The organism is Amycolatopsis sp. NPDC088138 (assembly GCF_044741685.1).
Classification (GTDB): Bacteria; Actinomycetota; Actinomycetes; order Mycobacteriales; family Pseudonocardiaceae; genus Amycolatopsis.
Map to the genome: position 1 here is coordinate 140960 of NZ_JBIUTB010000009.1, position 13978 is coordinate 154937.

The window sequence follows — 13978 nt, forward strand, 5'->3', positions numbered from 1 at the left end:
GCCGGGGGAATCAATCCGGCGTCCGGACGTTGGACCGAGCGTGAAGAAGATTGGCTTCCTCTCGTTCGGCCACTGGTCGGCGAGCGCGCACTCCGAGACGCGGACCGCCGCGGACTTCCTGCACCAGTCGATCGACCTGGCGGTCGCGGCCGAGGAGCTCGGCGTGGACGGCGCCTACTTCCGCGTGCACCACTTCGCGCGGCAGGCGGGCAGCCCGTTCCCGCTGCTCTCGGCGATCGGCGCCCGGACGTCGAAGATTGAGATCGGCACCGGAGTGATCGACATGCGCTACGAGAACCCGCTGTACATGGTCGAGGACGCGGGCGCCGCCGACCTCATCTCGCGGGGCCGGCTCCAGCTCGGCGTCAGCCGGGGGTCCCCCGAGCAGGTGATCGAGGGCTGGCGCTACTTCGGCTACGCCCCCGCCGACGGCGAGACCGAAGCGGACATGGCCCGGGAGCGCGTCGAGGTCTTCCTCAAGCTCCTCGAAGGCGAGGGCTTCGCCCAGCCGAACCCGCGGCCGATGTTCGCCAACCCGCCGGGGCTGCTGCGCCTCGAGCCGCACTCCGAGGGCCTGCGCGACCGCATCTGGTGGGGTTCGAGCTCGAACGCGACGGCCGTCTGGGCCGCGAAGCTGGGCATGAACCTGCAGAGCTCCACGCTCAAGGACGACGAGACGGGCGAGCCGCTGCACGTCCAGCAGCGCAAGCAGATCGAGGCCTACCGCGAGGCGTGGAAGGAGGCCGGCCACGAGCGGGAGCCGCGCGTGTCGGTCAGCCGCAGCATCTTCGCGCTGACCAACGACCTGGACCGCGCCTACTTCGGCCGCGACCGCAACTCCCGCGACCAGGTCGGCATGATCGACGAGAACACCCGCGCGATCTTCGGCCGCTCGTACGCCGCCGAACCGGACGAACTGGTGCGGGAGCTCAAGGAGGACGAGGCGATCCAGGCCGCGGACACCCTGCTGCTGACCGTCCCGAACCAGCTGGGCGTCGACTACAACGCCCACGTGCTGGAGAGCATCCTCACCCACGTTGCCCCGGAGCTGGGCTGGCGCTGACTCTCAGGCGGGGCAGCCGAAGTCGCGCCGCGGAGCGGTGGCCGTCAGCAGGTAGGCGTCCACCGCCGAGCGGGTGCAGGCCGTGCGCTGGTAGACGCCGTGGCCCGAGCCCTCGTACGTCAGGAGCGTCGTGTTCGCCGGGGCTTGGTGGTGGATGTCCTGCGCCCAGGCGTACGGGGTCGCCGGGTCGTAGCGGGCGTTCACCAGCAGGATCCGCGGCGCGGCCGAGATGTCCAGCCGGTGCGGTGGGTTCGCGGGCGGGCCGGGGATGCCCAGGCACGCGGTCGCTTCGCCGTGGCCGAGGGGGCTGCCTCGCATGATCGGTCCGCGGCGCAGCTCCTCGGCCCGCATCGCCGAATACTGCGCGAAACTCCGGAGCCGCAGGTCGAAGTCCTGGCAGACGACGGCGCGGCGGATCGAGTCGTAGTTCGCCTCGAACTGGGCCCGCATCGGGGACTGCCCGGCCGCGGTGTCGGCGATCACCTGCGCAGCGTCTTCCCAGGCCGGGCCGTACATGTCCGAGAACACCCAGTCACGCAACCAGTTGTGCGGCAACGGCATCCCGTCGGCGGCGGTGAGGGCCCGCTCCCAGGCCGCGCGGACGTCCTGGCCGTGCAGCGCGCACGACGCCGTCGCGTCGCACCACGCGGTGAACTGCCCGAACAGCTCGTCGGCCGCGGCCGCCCGATCGCCCACGAACCTTGTGATGCCGACGCTGTGGTCGATCGAGCTGTCCAGCACCATCGCGCGGACGTGGTCGCCGAACTTCTCGGCGTACTCCTGGCCGAGCAGGGTGCCGTAGGAGATGCCGTGGAAGCTGATCTTCCGCTCGCCGAGCGCGCGGCGGACCGCGTCCAGGTCCTGCGCGTTGACGCCGGTGTCGGCGTGGTCGAACACCGGCAGGTTGCGCGCGCGGCAGTCCGCGTTCGCCTGCTTGGTGTGCTGCAGGAGGGTGTCAAACTCCGCCTGGTCGGCGGGCTCGTCGCCCGGCGCACCGGGCGGGTCCTCACAGCGGATGAACGCGCTGCGGCCGGTGCCGCGCAGGTCGAGGCCCACGACGTCGAACCGGGCCCGGATCTCCGGGCTGAAGTAGCCGGTGGCCAGGGCGAACTCCGCGCCCGACGAGCCGGGACCACCGGCGTCGGCCAGCAGCACGCCGAGGCGGTGCGTCGGGTCGGTCGCCCGGTGCCGGGCCACCGCGAGGCCGATCGACGGCCCGTGCGGCCGGTCCCAGTCCAGCGGCACCCGCAGCGTGCCGCACTCGCCGTCCGGGGGAGCGGGGCTGTCCGGGTCGTCGGGGCAGGCTGCCCACGTGATCGGGGACGGCGCCCAGCCCGCGTCCGCGACGGCGGGTGTGGCGCCGGTCAGCAGGAGCCCGCTCACGACGACCGCTCCGAAGACCCGCAACGTCCCTCCCCGTATCGCCGGTGACTTTCCGACCGTAGGGGGGACGCGGTCCAGACCACAAGCGTCAGCGTCCGGTGGTGCCGTCGGTGAGCCGGGACGCGCGGCGCGGCCCCGGCGCGCCGAGGTCATCCCAGCCGTCGATCACCTCGTCCGCATGCTCATCCCGGGCCGCGCCGAACCGGCCGAGCCGACCCCGCAGACCCGCGGCGGCTACCTGGTCCTGCCCGCCGGCGAGGCGGCCGAGTTCGGCACGGGATTGAACGGGCGTACGTCCGGCGGTAGTCACTTCTCCCAGAGCGAGCGCAACGGATGGACCACCGCGGGGTGAACGTTGACCGCCCGGCCCGCCGCGGCGAGGGTGATGCCTCCGGCGTTCGGCAGGAAACACCGGGAGAACGAGAACGTCCCGTCGTTGGCGAAGATCTCGATCGAGGTGCGGTCGACGATGATCTCCAGGCTGCGCAACGGCTCCGTGAGCGGAAGAGGCCCGGTGCCGCCGTCGATGGTCTGCGCGGTGGCCGTGACGGGCACGCCGAAGAGCGAGACGGTCAGGGTGGCGCCGGCCGGGACGTCCAGGGTGAGCAGGAGGTGGAACGCGCCGCCGTCCCGCGCCAGGGTCAGGGGCGTGCCCGGCCGTACGGCACCGGACCACGTCGTGGTGCCCGCGTGCAACATCGAGATCTCGGCGACCGGACGGCGGGTCAGCCGCAGTGCGCTGAGCTTGAGTTCGCAGGGGAAGGTGACCTGCTGGTTGAACGGCATGGCGGGGTACGACCCGCCGCGCATCCACGCGGCCTGGACGCGCCGTCCGTCGCCGGTTTCGGTGTTGTTCCAGGTCTGGGTGGCGTAGAAGTGGGGGCCGAGGTCGGCGGGCAGCTGCGCGGTCTCCTCGGTGAACCGGACGCCGTCGAAGGTGCCGACGGAGTAGAAACCGTTGCCCCGAACCAGAACCCACTTGGTCGCCGGTCCGGCGTCGACGGGCAGCTCGAAGAAGTCAGGGCATTCGTAGCTGTCGGGCACGGGGTTGCCGGTGTCGGTCCAGTGCAGCAGGTCCGGTGACGTCAGGATGTGGTACTGGCCGCCGCCGTAGAGCATCATCACCCAGTGGCCGCCGGGCCGGTACCAGAACACCTTCGGGTCGCGCTCCGGCATGCTCAGCACCGGGTTTCCCGGGTGGTGGCGCCAGGTCCGGCCGTGGTCGAGGCTGTAGGACAGGCACTGGCTGCGGTTGTCATTGCGCGACCAGAACGCGACCATCGGCGGCGTGGCCGGGTCGGGGGAGAGCCCGGAGGTGTTGCCGTAGTCGACGACGACCGAGCCCGACTGGACGCCGGTGCCCAGCGACTCCTCGAAGAACGCCGGGCGCAGTTCGGTCCAGTGCACCAGATCCCGGCTCACGGCGTGGATCCAGCACTTGTTCCAGCGCTGGGCGAACAGGTGGTACTCGCCGTCGTAGAACACGAGCCCGTTGAGGTCGTTGAGCCAGCCTTCCTGCCGCTGACCGGGTCCGAGCCGGTTCATGGCCCACTGCCGCGCGGTGAAATGCGCGCGCGGGCGCCAGGTTTCGCCGTACCGCGGCTGAGTGTTCGCCGGCAGCACGTCGGGATGGTCGGTCTGGACCACGTGGTCGGCGTTGACGTGTCCCCAGTCGCCGGTGGCGGTGTCGACGAGCTGGATCCGCGCCCGGCGCCCGGCGAACTCCGCGACGTCCCAGCTGCCGGGCACGAGCGTGTCGCTGGTGCGGCCGGTGGCGCTGCGCACGACTTCGCCGTCCACCAGCAGGTTCAGGCAGGTGACGTACTCGTAGTCGCCGCCGCCGATCCCGTAGGCCAGGTAGCGGCGCCGGAGGGTGAACTCGAGTGAGGTGATCGTGCCGGTCGGGCCGTCGCCGCCGGATTCGCTGCTGGCCACGCCGTCGCCGTGGAACGCCGCGATGTCCATTGAGGCCAGTCGTGCGTAGCCCCGCACCGGCCCGGGGCCGAAGGCGTCGCCCTGCACGGTCCAGCCCGACCAGTCGGTGCCCTCGAAGTCGGCGACGACGATGTCTTCGGTGGCAACGGTTTCGGGCTGAGCGTCGGCGGGGGACGTCGTCGCCGAAGACAACGCGACACCCATTCCGGTGGCGACGCTGTGGCGGAGCAGATCACGGCGCTTCATCGAGCCTCCCGTCGCCGGGATCACCCCGCGGGATCCGGCCGGGGCCAGGATGCCCCCGCGTGCCGGGCGAAGACAACGATTTGCGCAAACGCCGGTGGTGGCCCCGGAAACGGCGACATCAGGAATCGAGAGGGATCAGCTCAGGGGTCTCGCCCGGCCCGGCGGGGAAGTGGGCGAGGAACGTGACGCCGTCGTCCTGCGCGTCGAACCGGGCGATGCGGGTCGCTTCCGGCTCGTAGAAGACGTCGCCGGGTGCGAGCACCGACGCCGGCTCGCCGTCGATCTGGTAGACGGCGGAGCCGGTCTCGATACTGCCGAAGACGGGTCCATTGTGGACGTGCAGGCCGGTGCTGAACCCGGGGGCGATGGTGATGCGGCGGATCTGGACGTGGTCGACCACGCGGGGCGCCGGAAGATCCTGCTCCAGCACGAGAGTCCGGGTGACGGGCGTGGCGGGGACCGCACCGGGTTCAAGCGCGCCCACCGGTTCGGCGAACTCGGACGGCGTCCCGTCGTCGGATCGCTCTTCGATGGCCAGGTGGGTCATGGAGGTGGTGTCGGTGGCGCCGTGCCAGTGCCACTCGCCGGCGGCGACGCGGACCGTGTCGCCGGTCCGGATCAGCTGGGCCGGCCCACCGCGGCGTTGCACGTAACCGGTGCCTTCGGTGACGACGAGGACCTGGCCGAGCGGGTGCCGGTGCCAGCGGGTGCGGGCGCCGGGGGCGAACTGCACGCGGTCGACCTGGGTGCGCGACGGCTCTTTGGGCACGGCGAGCGAGGTGACCCACGCGCTGCCGGTGATCACGTCGGCGGGCGCGGCGGTGCTGGCGGACGGGACGTGGTGGACGTGCACGGATTCTCCCGGGTTCAGTGGGTGTGGGCGGCGAGCATCGCGAGCACGCCGGAGACGGCCTGGTCGAAGGGTTCGGGCGCGTCGGCGGCGCGAGCCAGCACATAACCGCCCTGCAGGACTGCGACGACGGCGGCGGCGAGCGCGGCGGTGTCCAGCGCGGCGGGCAGTTCCCCCGCGGCCCGGCCTTCGTCGAGGACTTCGGTCAGGCGCGCCCGCAGCCGGGTGAGCGTCTCGTCGACCGGCGCGCGCAGCTGCGGGTCGGCGACGATGTCGGGGTCCTGGGTGAGCCGGCCGATGGGGCAGCCCTTGAGCACCTCGCGCTCGCGGCGCAGGTAGGCGGTGATCCGCTCGAGGGCGGTACCGGGGGTGCGCAGCTGGGCGTCGGCCGCGGCCAGCAGTTCGTCCGCGCTGCGCTCGATGGCGGCCAGCGCCAGCTCCCGCTTCCCGGCGAAGTGGTGGTACATGCTGCCCTGCCCGGCCCCCGCCCGCTGCTGGATGGCCTTGGGGCTCGTGCCGACGTACCCCCGCTCCCACAACAGCTCACGGGTGCTGTCGACGAGCTGCTCCCTGGTTCCCATGAACGGGACTGTACATACTAGTAGGTACAGTGAGCAAGAGGCTTCAGTGCGGGGCGGCGACGCGGAGGTCGAGCACCTTCAGGGCCTGCCGGCACCAGCGGACGTTCTCCCGCTCGAACGACAGGCCGCGCATCAGCGTCAGGTACGGCCCGACCCGCTCGGCTTCGGCCAGGTAGTCGTCTTCGAACCGGCCGTCCAGCAGGCGCGCTCGGAGCTTTTCGTAGCGGGCGACCTTCGCCTCGGCGGCGGTCGCCCGCTCCTCGAGCGCGGCCCGGACGGCGGCCTGGTCGCCCGCGTCCACGGCCTGGACCTGCACGAGGAGTTCGTCGCGGATCGTGCCGGGGCGGGGCGGTCCGGCCGTGAACGCGTGCAGCGCCTGGAGACCGGCGTCGGTGAGTGAGAAGAGCCGCTTGTCCGGCCGCCGTTCCTGGTGGACGAGCCGGGCGCGCACCAGGCCCTCGGCCGCCATCCGGTCCAGCTCCCGGTAGAGCTGCTGCGGGGTGGCCATCCAGAAGTTCGCGACGGACGCGTCGAACACCTTCGCGAGGTCGTAACCCGACGCTTCACCCTCGAGCAGCGCCGCCATCAGCGCGTTGCGCAGCGCCACGTTCGCTCCTTCCTATACTCAACAAGTTGAGTACTTTAGGCTTCCAGGGCCTCGCGCTGGATCTGCTCGAACTGCGCGGCCATCGCGGCGGACAGCGCCTGGGCGGCCGACAGCGGGCGGACCATCACCGTGAACTCGTCGATCAGGCCGTTGTCGTCCAGGTGCAGGAAGTCGCAGCCCTCGACGCTGGTGTCGCCGATCCGCGCCTCGAAGACGAGCGCGTGGTCCCGCCCGCCACCGCCGTCGAGTTCCCGGACGTACCGGAAGTCCTCGAACACCCGCAGCACGCCGCGCAGGATCGCGGACGTGATGGCCTTGCCGGGGTACGGCCGGAACGCCACCGGGCTCCGGAACACCACGTTCTCCGCCAGCGCGGCCGCCATGGCCTCGGGGTCGCGTGCCTCGACGGCCTTCCGGAAGTTGGTCATGTCCCACCTCGCATAGTCAACTAATTGAGTATTCGAAGCGTACCGGACGATCTCGCTAGGGTGGGACGATGGCCGCCTTCGAGATCGACGCCCTGGTGTTCGACGTGCTCGGCACCCTCGTCGACGAACCCGCCGGGATCCGGGCCGGTGTCGGTGACCTCGCGCCGTCGCTCGCCGACGACCTGGTCCGGCTCTGGCTGGACCACGTCGAGCACGAGCAACGCCGCATCGCCGACGGCGACCGGCCCTACGCCGACGGCGACGTGCTCGACCTCGAGGCCGCGCGGCGAGTCGCCGACGCCGCCGGAACCGGTGACCCCGCCGCGCTCGCGGTGGCGGGCCGCCGCCCGCCCGCGTGGCCCGACACCGTCGCCGGACTGGACCGGCTCGCCGGACGGTTCCCCTTGATCGGGCTTTCCAACGCGAGCCGGACCGGGTTGCTGCGGCTCAACGCCCACGCCGGACTGCGCTGGCACCAGGCACTTTCCGCGGCGGACGCGCGGGCCTACAAACCGGACCCGTCGGTGTACGGCCTCGCCGTCGCCGCGTCCGGCGGGCCGCCGGAGCGGTTGCTGATGGTCGCGGCACACGCGTGGGATCTGCGTGGTGCGCGGGAAGTCGGCCTGCGCACCGCCTACGTCGCCCGGCCGGAGGGGGACCCGCCTGTGCCGTCGGACGGGTTCGACCTGTACGCCGAAGGTCTCGACGATCTGGCCGACCAGCTTGGTGTGCCGAGTCGACTTGCCGACGGCTAGGTCCGGGCCGCCCGTTCGATCACCGTGACGAGGTCGGCGAGATCGGCGTCGAACTCGGCGTCCCAGTCGACCTGGGGGTCGAGCAGAGTGCCGAGGCGGTGGTGGGCGGGCAGCTCGTCCGGCCCGAGCAGCGCGCGGCGTGAGCGCATGTCCCGGTTGCCTTCGGAGAACCGGCCCTGGGTCTCGGAGATGACGAACCCGAGCACGAACGTGGTCAGCAGCCGCTCGAGGCGGCCGACCTGGGCGTCGGGCACGCCCGCGTCCAGCAGGGCCTGGTAGATCCGGTCGACGGCGACGACGGCGTCCTCGGTGACGGACGGCCGGGTGAACAGCAGCGTCACCACCGCGGGGTGCTCCTTGGCGAGGACGCGCACGCCGCCGGCGAGCACCCCGAGCCGTTCGAGCGGCGGTGCGGCCGGATCGGGTTCCGGGAGCAGCCCGAGCAGACGGCCGACGATGGCGTCGAGCAGGTCGTCCTTGCCGCGGAAGTACCCGTAGAGCGCCATCGGCGTGAGTTCGAGCCGAGCGGCGAGAGCGCGCATGGACACGGCGTCGAGCCCCTTCTCCCGGGCCAGGGCCATCGCCGCGTCCACGATCTCGTCGCGCCGGGCGGTCTTCATCTTGCGCACCGGGGCAGTCTACGGTGTAGATTGCCGGTCTACACCGTAGACTGGAGGCTGGGGATGCTGGAAGCGACCGATCTGGTGAAGCGCTACGGCGAGATCCGCGCACTGTCGGGGTTCACGCTGCGCGCCGAGCCCGGCGAGGTGGTCGGCCTGGTCGGCCACAACGGCGCCGGCAAGTCGACGTTCGCCCGGCTGGTGGCCGGCCTGGCCGCGCCGGACGCCGGCGAGGTGCGGATCGCCGGGCGCACCCCGAAAGCGGCCCGGGCCTTGCTCGGCTTCGCGCCGCAGGAACCGGCGCTGTACCCGAGCGCCACCGTCGCCGAGACGCTCCGGCTGTTCGGGGGCCTGGCCGGGCTGCGCCGCCGCGCCCTGGCCGAAGCGATCGACCGGATCGCCGGCGCGTTGCTGCTCACGACGTTCCTCGACCGGCGTGTCGGCGTGCTGTCCGGCGGTCAGCAACGGCGGACGCAGGCCGCGACGGCGATGCTGCACCGGCCGCGCCTGCTGCTGCTCGACGAACCCACCGCGGGGGTCGACCCGCAAACCCGGGTCGCGCTGCTGACCGCCGTCCGGGCCGCGGCCGACGATGGCGCGGCGGTCGTCTACACCACCCACTACCTGCCCGAGCTCACCGAGCTGGGCGCGACGCTCGCCGTCGCGAAGGGCGGCCGGGTGATCGCCCGCGGCACCGCGGCGGACCTGCTCGGCGGCCTGCCCGGCGAGATCCTGCTCAGCACCGACGACGGTGAGATCCGCATCCCCGCCGCCGATCCCGGTGCGGAGCTGGCGGGCGTGCTGGCGACGACGTCCGCGCACGTCCGCGACGTCGAGCTGCGCCGGCCGACCCTCGACGACCTCTACCGGGCGGTGGCGCATGACTAGGTTCGCGGTGCTGGTGCGCCACAACGCGGTGCTGCGGCTGCGCGATCCCGGCCACCTGATCAGCTACGCGGTCATGCCGATGGTGCTGATGCTGGTGTTCAAGCCGCTCTTCGCCGCGTCGGTCGCCGACGGTCCGACCCAGGCCGTGCTCGGCCTGCTCGTGATGTTCACCGTGCTCGCACTGTCCATTGTGGGCACTTCGATGCTGTCGGAACGGACCTGGAACACGTGGGACCGGCTGCGCGCCACCCCGGCGACGGCGGCGGAACTGCTGGCGGGCAAGGCGGTCCCGGTGTTCGCCGTGCTGGTGCTGCAGCAGGCCGTGCTGCTGGTGTTCGGGCACTACGTCGTGGGCATGCCCGCGCCGGTGTCCCCGGTGCTGCTCGGGTTCGCGGTGCTCGTCTGGAGCCTGACGCTGCTGGCCGTGGGCACCGCGGCGGCGACGCTCGTGCGCAGCCACGGTGAGCTGTCGGCGGTCTGCGACGTCGGCTCGCTGGTGGTCTCCTCACTCGGCGGCGCGCTGATCCCGGCTGAGATGCTGCCGGGCTGGGCCCATGCGATCGCCCCGGTTTCGCCGGGGTACTGGGCGATGACGATGTTGCGCGGCGCCGTCGAAGGGCAGTCCGGCGACGTCTTCCGCGGGGCGGCGGTGCTCGGCGGGCTCGCGGTGGTGGCGGGGGTGGTCGCCGTGGTGCGGTTGGATCGCGGCCTGAGCCGGCTGCGCGGGTGACTCGGCCTGTTCGGGCCTCGGTGGGGTTCGCGGCGCTCGTCGATGGAGGATTCTGGCCACCTAGCGTCCCGAATCCTCCATCGACACCTCGCGGGGAAACCCACCCGGGCGGGGGCGGCAGCGAAGTCCGCCTCAGGAAACGCGCGCGGCCTGAGCCGGCTGCGCGGGTGACTCGGCTTGTTCGGGCGTGCGAGCCCGGGTAGTCGCGTCGCGGCGGGGGTTCGCGGCGCTCGTCGATGGAGGATTCTGGCCACCCAGCGTCCCGAATCCTCCATCGATACCTCGCGGAAACCCACCCGGGCGGGGGCGGCGGCGAAGTCCGGCTCAGGAAACGCGCGCGGCCAGGTTTCCGGTCGGAAGTCGCTCACGGGGTTGGTGGCTGTGCGGCGGTGTCGGCCTCGGCAGTCGCGTCGCGGCGCTCGTCGATGGAGGATTCTGGCCATCCAGCGTCCCGAATCCTCCATCGACACCTCGCGGGGAAACCCACCCGAGGCCGCGAAGTCCGACTCAGGAAACGCGCGCGGCGACCGCCGCCAAGGTTGTGTACTGCATCGTGAACTCGCCGCCGATGCGGTCGATGGCCGCGCCGACGTCGGCCAGCAGCTCGGCCAGCTTGTCCGCGGGGAGCCGGGTCAGGCCGCCGGTGGTGGGGAGCAGGTCGAGCCAGGCGTCGCGCGTGAACGTGTGCTCCCAGTCGAACCGCCACTGCTCCGGCTCGCCGAGCCCGTCCGCCCGGCGCATGCCGTCGGCCGCCGCGGCGAACATCGTCCGGTAGATGTCCAGTGCGGTCCGCTCCGCGGTCGGGGGGCTCATCGGCGAGTCGGGCAGCACCCGCCGGAAGGCCGCCGCGTACGCCTCCGCGATGCCGGGCGGCGTGTCGTACACGTGCCCGAACACCGCCAGGAGGCCGCCAGGGCGCAGGACTTCCGCGGCCTTCGCGGGGCCTCGCGCGGGGTCGACCCAGTGCCACGCCTGGCCGGCGACGACCGCGTCGAACGTCCGCCCGGCGGGGTCCCAGTCCTCGAAGGTCGCGACCTCGACGTCGACGCCGGTCTCGCGGGCGAACCCGGCCATGCGCGCGTCGGGGTCGACGCCGAGCACCTCACAACCCGCCGCCTGGAACTGCCGGGCCTCGATGCCGGTGCCGCAGCCGACGTCCAGGACGTCACGGCCGGGGCTCGCGGCGAGGATCCGCTCGACCAGCGCGGCGGGGTAGGGGAGCCGGGCCCGGTCGTAGCGTCCGGGATCGACCCCGAACGACTCCGCGATCCGCCGGGCCTGATGCGGCGCGGTTCCGGCAGAATGGTGCTGTTCCGAAGGGGAAGTGGGCATGTGCCCACCATAGTGGGCAAGCGCCCACACGGGCAAGGAGGAAAGCCGCGTGCCGACCGGGGTGCACATCCGCGACGCGCGGCGGCAGCTGTTCGAGGCCGCCGAGCGCGTCCTGCTCCGGGACGGGCCGAGCGCGCTGACCAGCCGTTCGGTCACCACCGAGGCCGACTGCGCGAAAGGCGTGCTGCACCGGCACTTCGCCGACTTCGACGAGTTCCTCGCCGAGCTGGTGCAGGAACGCATCGCCGGGGTCGGCGACCTGGCCGCCACCCTGCGCGCCGCGGCCGGGACGGGCACGGTCCAGGCCAACCTCGCCTCCGCCCTGACCGACGTGCTCGACCCGACCGCGCTGGCGATGGTCAGCCTCGTCTTCTTCCGCGACGAGGTCCGCGCCCGGCTCCGGGGGACCGGCGTGCCGGTGCTCGCCGAGGCGCGGGAGATGCTCACCGCCTACCTCGCGGAGGAGCGCGCGCTCGGCCGGATCGCCGCCGACGCCGACGTCGACAACGTCGCCCTTTCGCTGATCGGGGCCGGGCACCTGCTGTTCGCGGGACGGCGCGGCGGCCCGCCGCCCGCCGAGGAGGTCGACCGGCTGGTGGCCACGGTCATCGCGGACGTCGTCCAGCGGCGCCTGTTGTAGGCAGCGGACTGGACATCCGGAGGAACTGCTGCCGCAGCGGGCCGGTGACGTACGGCCCGATCGCCCCGATGAACTCCTGGGTGTGCGGCTGCGCCAGGTGCTTCTCCAGATCGGCCTTCGAGCGGAACATCTCGTAGATCACGAAGGTGTCCCGGTCGGCCCGGTCCCGGTGGACGTGGAATTCGAGCGCGCCCTCCTCCGCCCGCAGCGGCTCGACCAGCGCGAGGATCAGCGCTTCGACCCGGTCCGCGCACCCCGGTTTGGCGGTGGCGAACCCCAGGTGGGTGTAGGGGCCGGTCTCGTCGGCGTCCGGCTCGGGCAGCACGGTCATCGGCTTTCTCCGTTCACGGGGAACCACTGGCCGAACCAGGAAACGAGGGACGCCGGATCGGTACCGGCGGCGGCGAGATAACCGTCCGGCCGGATCACCAGGACGCCGGGCTTGGCGGCGAGGTCCGCCGCGATCCGTGCGTCACCGCCGAGCAGGCCGGGTTGCGCCGTCGCGACCCGGCCGTGGTGCAAGGTGAAAACCCGTTGCCAGGTAGGGAGAACATCCGGCTGTGTCGTGAGCACGGTCAGCTTGGTCAGGTCGAGCAGGTCGTAGAGGCGCCGGGTCTCGCCGTCGATGACGACGTCGACGTCCGGCACCCGGTCGCCGGCGCGCAGTGCACCCAGCCGTCCGGCCCCCAAGGCGATCGGGCTCTTGCGGTAGTTCGCCGTGGTCTCCCCGAGGACGGCGGTTGCCTTGTCCTGCACGAAATCCCGGCCGAGCGCGAGCGGGGCCATCGTCGTGACCATCCGGTGCACCACGGGATTCGTGGAGTTCCACACCCTCGTGGCGGTCTCGGTCGCGCGGACCAGCTTGGTGATCACCGGGACGCGGTCGGCCTGGTAGGTGTCGAGCAGCGCCGGCGCGGCCAGGCCCCGCCGCACCAGGGCGAGCTTCCACGCCAGGTTGATCATGTCCTGGATGCCGGTGTTCATCCCCTGCCCGCCCGCGGGGCTGTGGACGTGCGCGGCGTCGCCGCCGAGGAACACCCGGCCCGCCCGCAGCGCCGGGACGTGCCGGCTGTTGATCCGGAACCGGGACCGCCAGTGCGGGTCGTGCAGCCGCGCGGGCAGGGGCGTGACGTGGTCCCAGATGTCCTGCAGCGCGGCCAGTTCCGGGACGTCGTCATCGGCGCCGGGACCGGGATCGGTGGCCATGAACCGGAACCGGCCCCCGGTCATCGGGAAGACGGCCACGAACCCGTCCCTGGCGAGGAAGATCGAGAGCTGGTCCTCCGGGACGTCGCCGTCGATGTGCAGGTCGGCGAGCAGGTACCGCTGCGCCAGCGCGCGGCCCATGAACGGCAGGTCGAGGCCGTGCCGGACGCCGCTGTGCGCGCCGTCGGCGCCGATCAGGTAGGCGGCGTGCACCGTCTCGTGGCCGCCGTCGCGGTCCTTCAGCACCGCGCGGACGCCGTGGGCGTCGTGGTCGAAGGACAGCAGTTCGACGCCCCGTTCGACGTCCACGCCGTACGCCTGGACCTGCCGCGCCAGCAGTTCTTCGGTCTCGGCCTGGGGGAGCAGCAGGATGTGGTTGAACCGGCCGGGGACGCGGTTCAGCTCGACGGTGGCCAGCTTCCGGCCGCGCCCGTAGATCGCGGTGCCGGTCGCCCGCTGCCCCCGGCGGAGCATCTCGTCGCCGACGCCGCGGGGGCGCAGCAGTTCGAGGGTCCGCGCCTGGATGGCCAGCGCCTTCGAGGTCGTCGACGGTGCCGGCGCCTTGTCGACGATCCGGACGGGCACGCCGTGGCGCGCGAGTTCCATCGCCGCCGTCAGGCCGGTCGGGCCGGCGCCGACGACGAGCACGGGACGTTCCTGGTCCATGGTGATCCCTCTCCTCAAGTCACCGAGCGTTGACTTATCGAGGGTAAG

Annotated in this window: 16 protein-coding genes; 5 read left to right on the forward strand and 11 right to left on the reverse strand. The window is 72.3% G+C overall.

All coding sequences use genetic code 11. The features are described from left to right. Positions 1-40 precede the first annotated feature (40 nt). Positions 41-1063, forward strand: a complete 1023-nt coding sequence (locus ACIOD2_RS45040) for an LLM class flavin-dependent oxidoreductase (RefSeq protein WP_400551742.1) — start codon at positions 41-43, stop codon at positions 1061-1063. Between the two features lie 3 nt (positions 1064-1066). Here the strand turns inward: ACIOD2_RS45040 and ACIOD2_RS45045 are convergent, their stop codons facing one another. The 7 genes from ACIOD2_RS45045 to ACIOD2_RS45075 form a co-directional block, all read right to left on the reverse strand. Next, positions 1067-2470, reverse strand: coding sequence for an alpha/beta hydrolase (locus ACIOD2_RS45045; protein ID WP_400551743.1), 1404 nt, complete (start codon positions 2468-2470; stop codon positions 1067-1069). Positions 2471-2534: 64 nt separating this feature from the next. Continuing rightward, the gene (locus tag ACIOD2_RS45050; protein ID WP_400551744.1) at positions 2535-2756 is read right to left on the reverse strand and encodes a hypothetical protein; all 222 of its coding nucleotides are present in this window, start codon (positions 2754-2756) and stop codon (positions 2535-2537) included. Then, positions 2753-4627, reverse strand: coding sequence for a GH32 C-terminal domain-containing protein (locus ACIOD2_RS45055; RefSeq protein ID WP_400551745.1), 1875 nt, complete (start codon positions 4625-4627; stop codon positions 2753-2755). Before ACIOD2_RS45055 ends, ACIOD2_RS45050 begins: the two co-directional genes overlap by 4 nt. A 118-nt stretch (positions 4628-4745) precedes the next feature. Continuing rightward, positions 4746-5480 (reverse strand): cupin domain-containing protein, encoded by a 735-nt coding sequence (locus ACIOD2_RS45060; RefSeq protein ID WP_400551746.1) that lies wholly within the window; start codon positions 5478-5480, stop codon positions 4746-4748. A 14-nt stretch (positions 5481-5494) separates the two neighbouring features. Then, the gene (locus ACIOD2_RS45065) at positions 5495-6058 is read right to left on the reverse strand and encodes a TetR/AcrR family transcriptional regulator (RefSeq protein ID WP_400551747.1); all 564 of its coding nucleotides are present in this window, start codon (positions 6056-6058) and stop codon (positions 5495-5497) included. Positions 6059-6101: 43 nt separating this feature from the next. Next, positions 6102-6665 (reverse strand): PadR family transcriptional regulator, encoded by a 564-nt coding sequence (locus ACIOD2_RS45070; RefSeq protein WP_400551748.1) that lies wholly within the window; start codon positions 6663-6665, stop codon positions 6102-6104. Between the two features lie 35 nt (positions 6666-6700). Next, the gene (locus ACIOD2_RS45075; RefSeq protein ID WP_400551749.1) at positions 6701-7093 is read right to left on the reverse strand and encodes a nuclear transport factor 2 family protein; all 393 of its coding nucleotides are present in this window, start codon (positions 7091-7093) and stop codon (positions 6701-6703) included. A 68-nt stretch (positions 7094-7161) separates the two neighbouring features. Here ACIOD2_RS45075 and ACIOD2_RS45080 point away from each other — a divergent pair, with 68 nt between their 5' ends. Next, the gene (locus ACIOD2_RS45080) at positions 7162-7848 is read left to right on the forward strand and encodes a haloacid dehalogenase type II (RefSeq protein WP_400551750.1); all 687 of its coding nucleotides are present in this window, start codon (positions 7162-7164) and stop codon (positions 7846-7848) included. Here ACIOD2_RS45080 and ACIOD2_RS45085 read toward each other — a convergent pair. Then, entirely contained in the window at positions 7845-8468 is a 624-nt protein-coding gene (locus ACIOD2_RS45085) for a TetR/AcrR family transcriptional regulator (RefSeq protein ID WP_400552073.1), read from the reverse strand. The two genes, ACIOD2_RS45080 and ACIOD2_RS45085, sit on opposite strands and share 4 nt — an antisense overlap. 63 nt (positions 8469-8531) lie before the next feature. Between ACIOD2_RS45085 and ACIOD2_RS45090 the strand changes: the two genes are divergently transcribed. After that, a complete protein-coding gene (locus ACIOD2_RS45090) occupies positions 8532-9356 on the forward strand; it encodes an ABC transporter ATP-binding protein (RefSeq protein WP_400551751.1) in 825 nt (274 codons plus the stop codon). Continuing rightward, positions 9349-10086, forward strand: coding sequence for an ABC transporter permease (locus ACIOD2_RS45095; protein ID WP_400551752.1), 738 nt, complete (start codon positions 9349-9351; stop codon positions 10084-10086). Before ACIOD2_RS45090 ends, ACIOD2_RS45095 begins: the two co-directional genes overlap by 8 nt. Before the next feature lie 507 nt (positions 10087-10593). Here the strand turns inward: ACIOD2_RS45095 and ACIOD2_RS45100 are convergent. Next, the gene (locus ACIOD2_RS45100) at positions 10594-11355 is read right to left on the reverse strand and encodes a class I SAM-dependent methyltransferase (protein ID WP_400552074.1); all 762 of its coding nucleotides are present in this window, start codon (positions 11353-11355) and stop codon (positions 10594-10596) included. A 112-nt stretch (positions 11356-11467) separates the two neighbouring features. Here ACIOD2_RS45100 and ACIOD2_RS45105 point away from each other — a divergent pair, with 112 nt between their 5' ends. Further along, complete coding sequence (locus ACIOD2_RS45105) at positions 11468-12058, forward strand: TetR/AcrR family transcriptional regulator (RefSeq protein ID WP_400551753.1); 591 nt, start codon at positions 11468-11470, stop codon at positions 12056-12058. Here ACIOD2_RS45105 and ACIOD2_RS45110 read toward each other — a convergent pair. Next, on the reverse strand, positions 12024-12389 hold the full coding sequence (locus ACIOD2_RS45110) for a putative quinol monooxygenase (RefSeq protein ID WP_400551754.1): 366 nt from the start codon (positions 12387-12389) through the stop codon (positions 12024-12026). The two genes, ACIOD2_RS45105 and ACIOD2_RS45110, sit on opposite strands and share 35 nt — an antisense overlap. Next, positions 12386-13930 carry an FAD-dependent oxidoreductase gene (locus tag ACIOD2_RS45115; RefSeq protein ID WP_400551756.1) on the reverse strand — a complete coding sequence of 515 codons (1545 nt, stop codon included), beginning with the start codon at positions 13928-13930 and terminating at the stop codon, positions 12386-12388. Before ACIOD2_RS45115 ends, ACIOD2_RS45110 begins: the two co-directional genes overlap by 4 nt. Between the last annotated feature and the right edge of the window lie 48 nt (positions 13931-13978).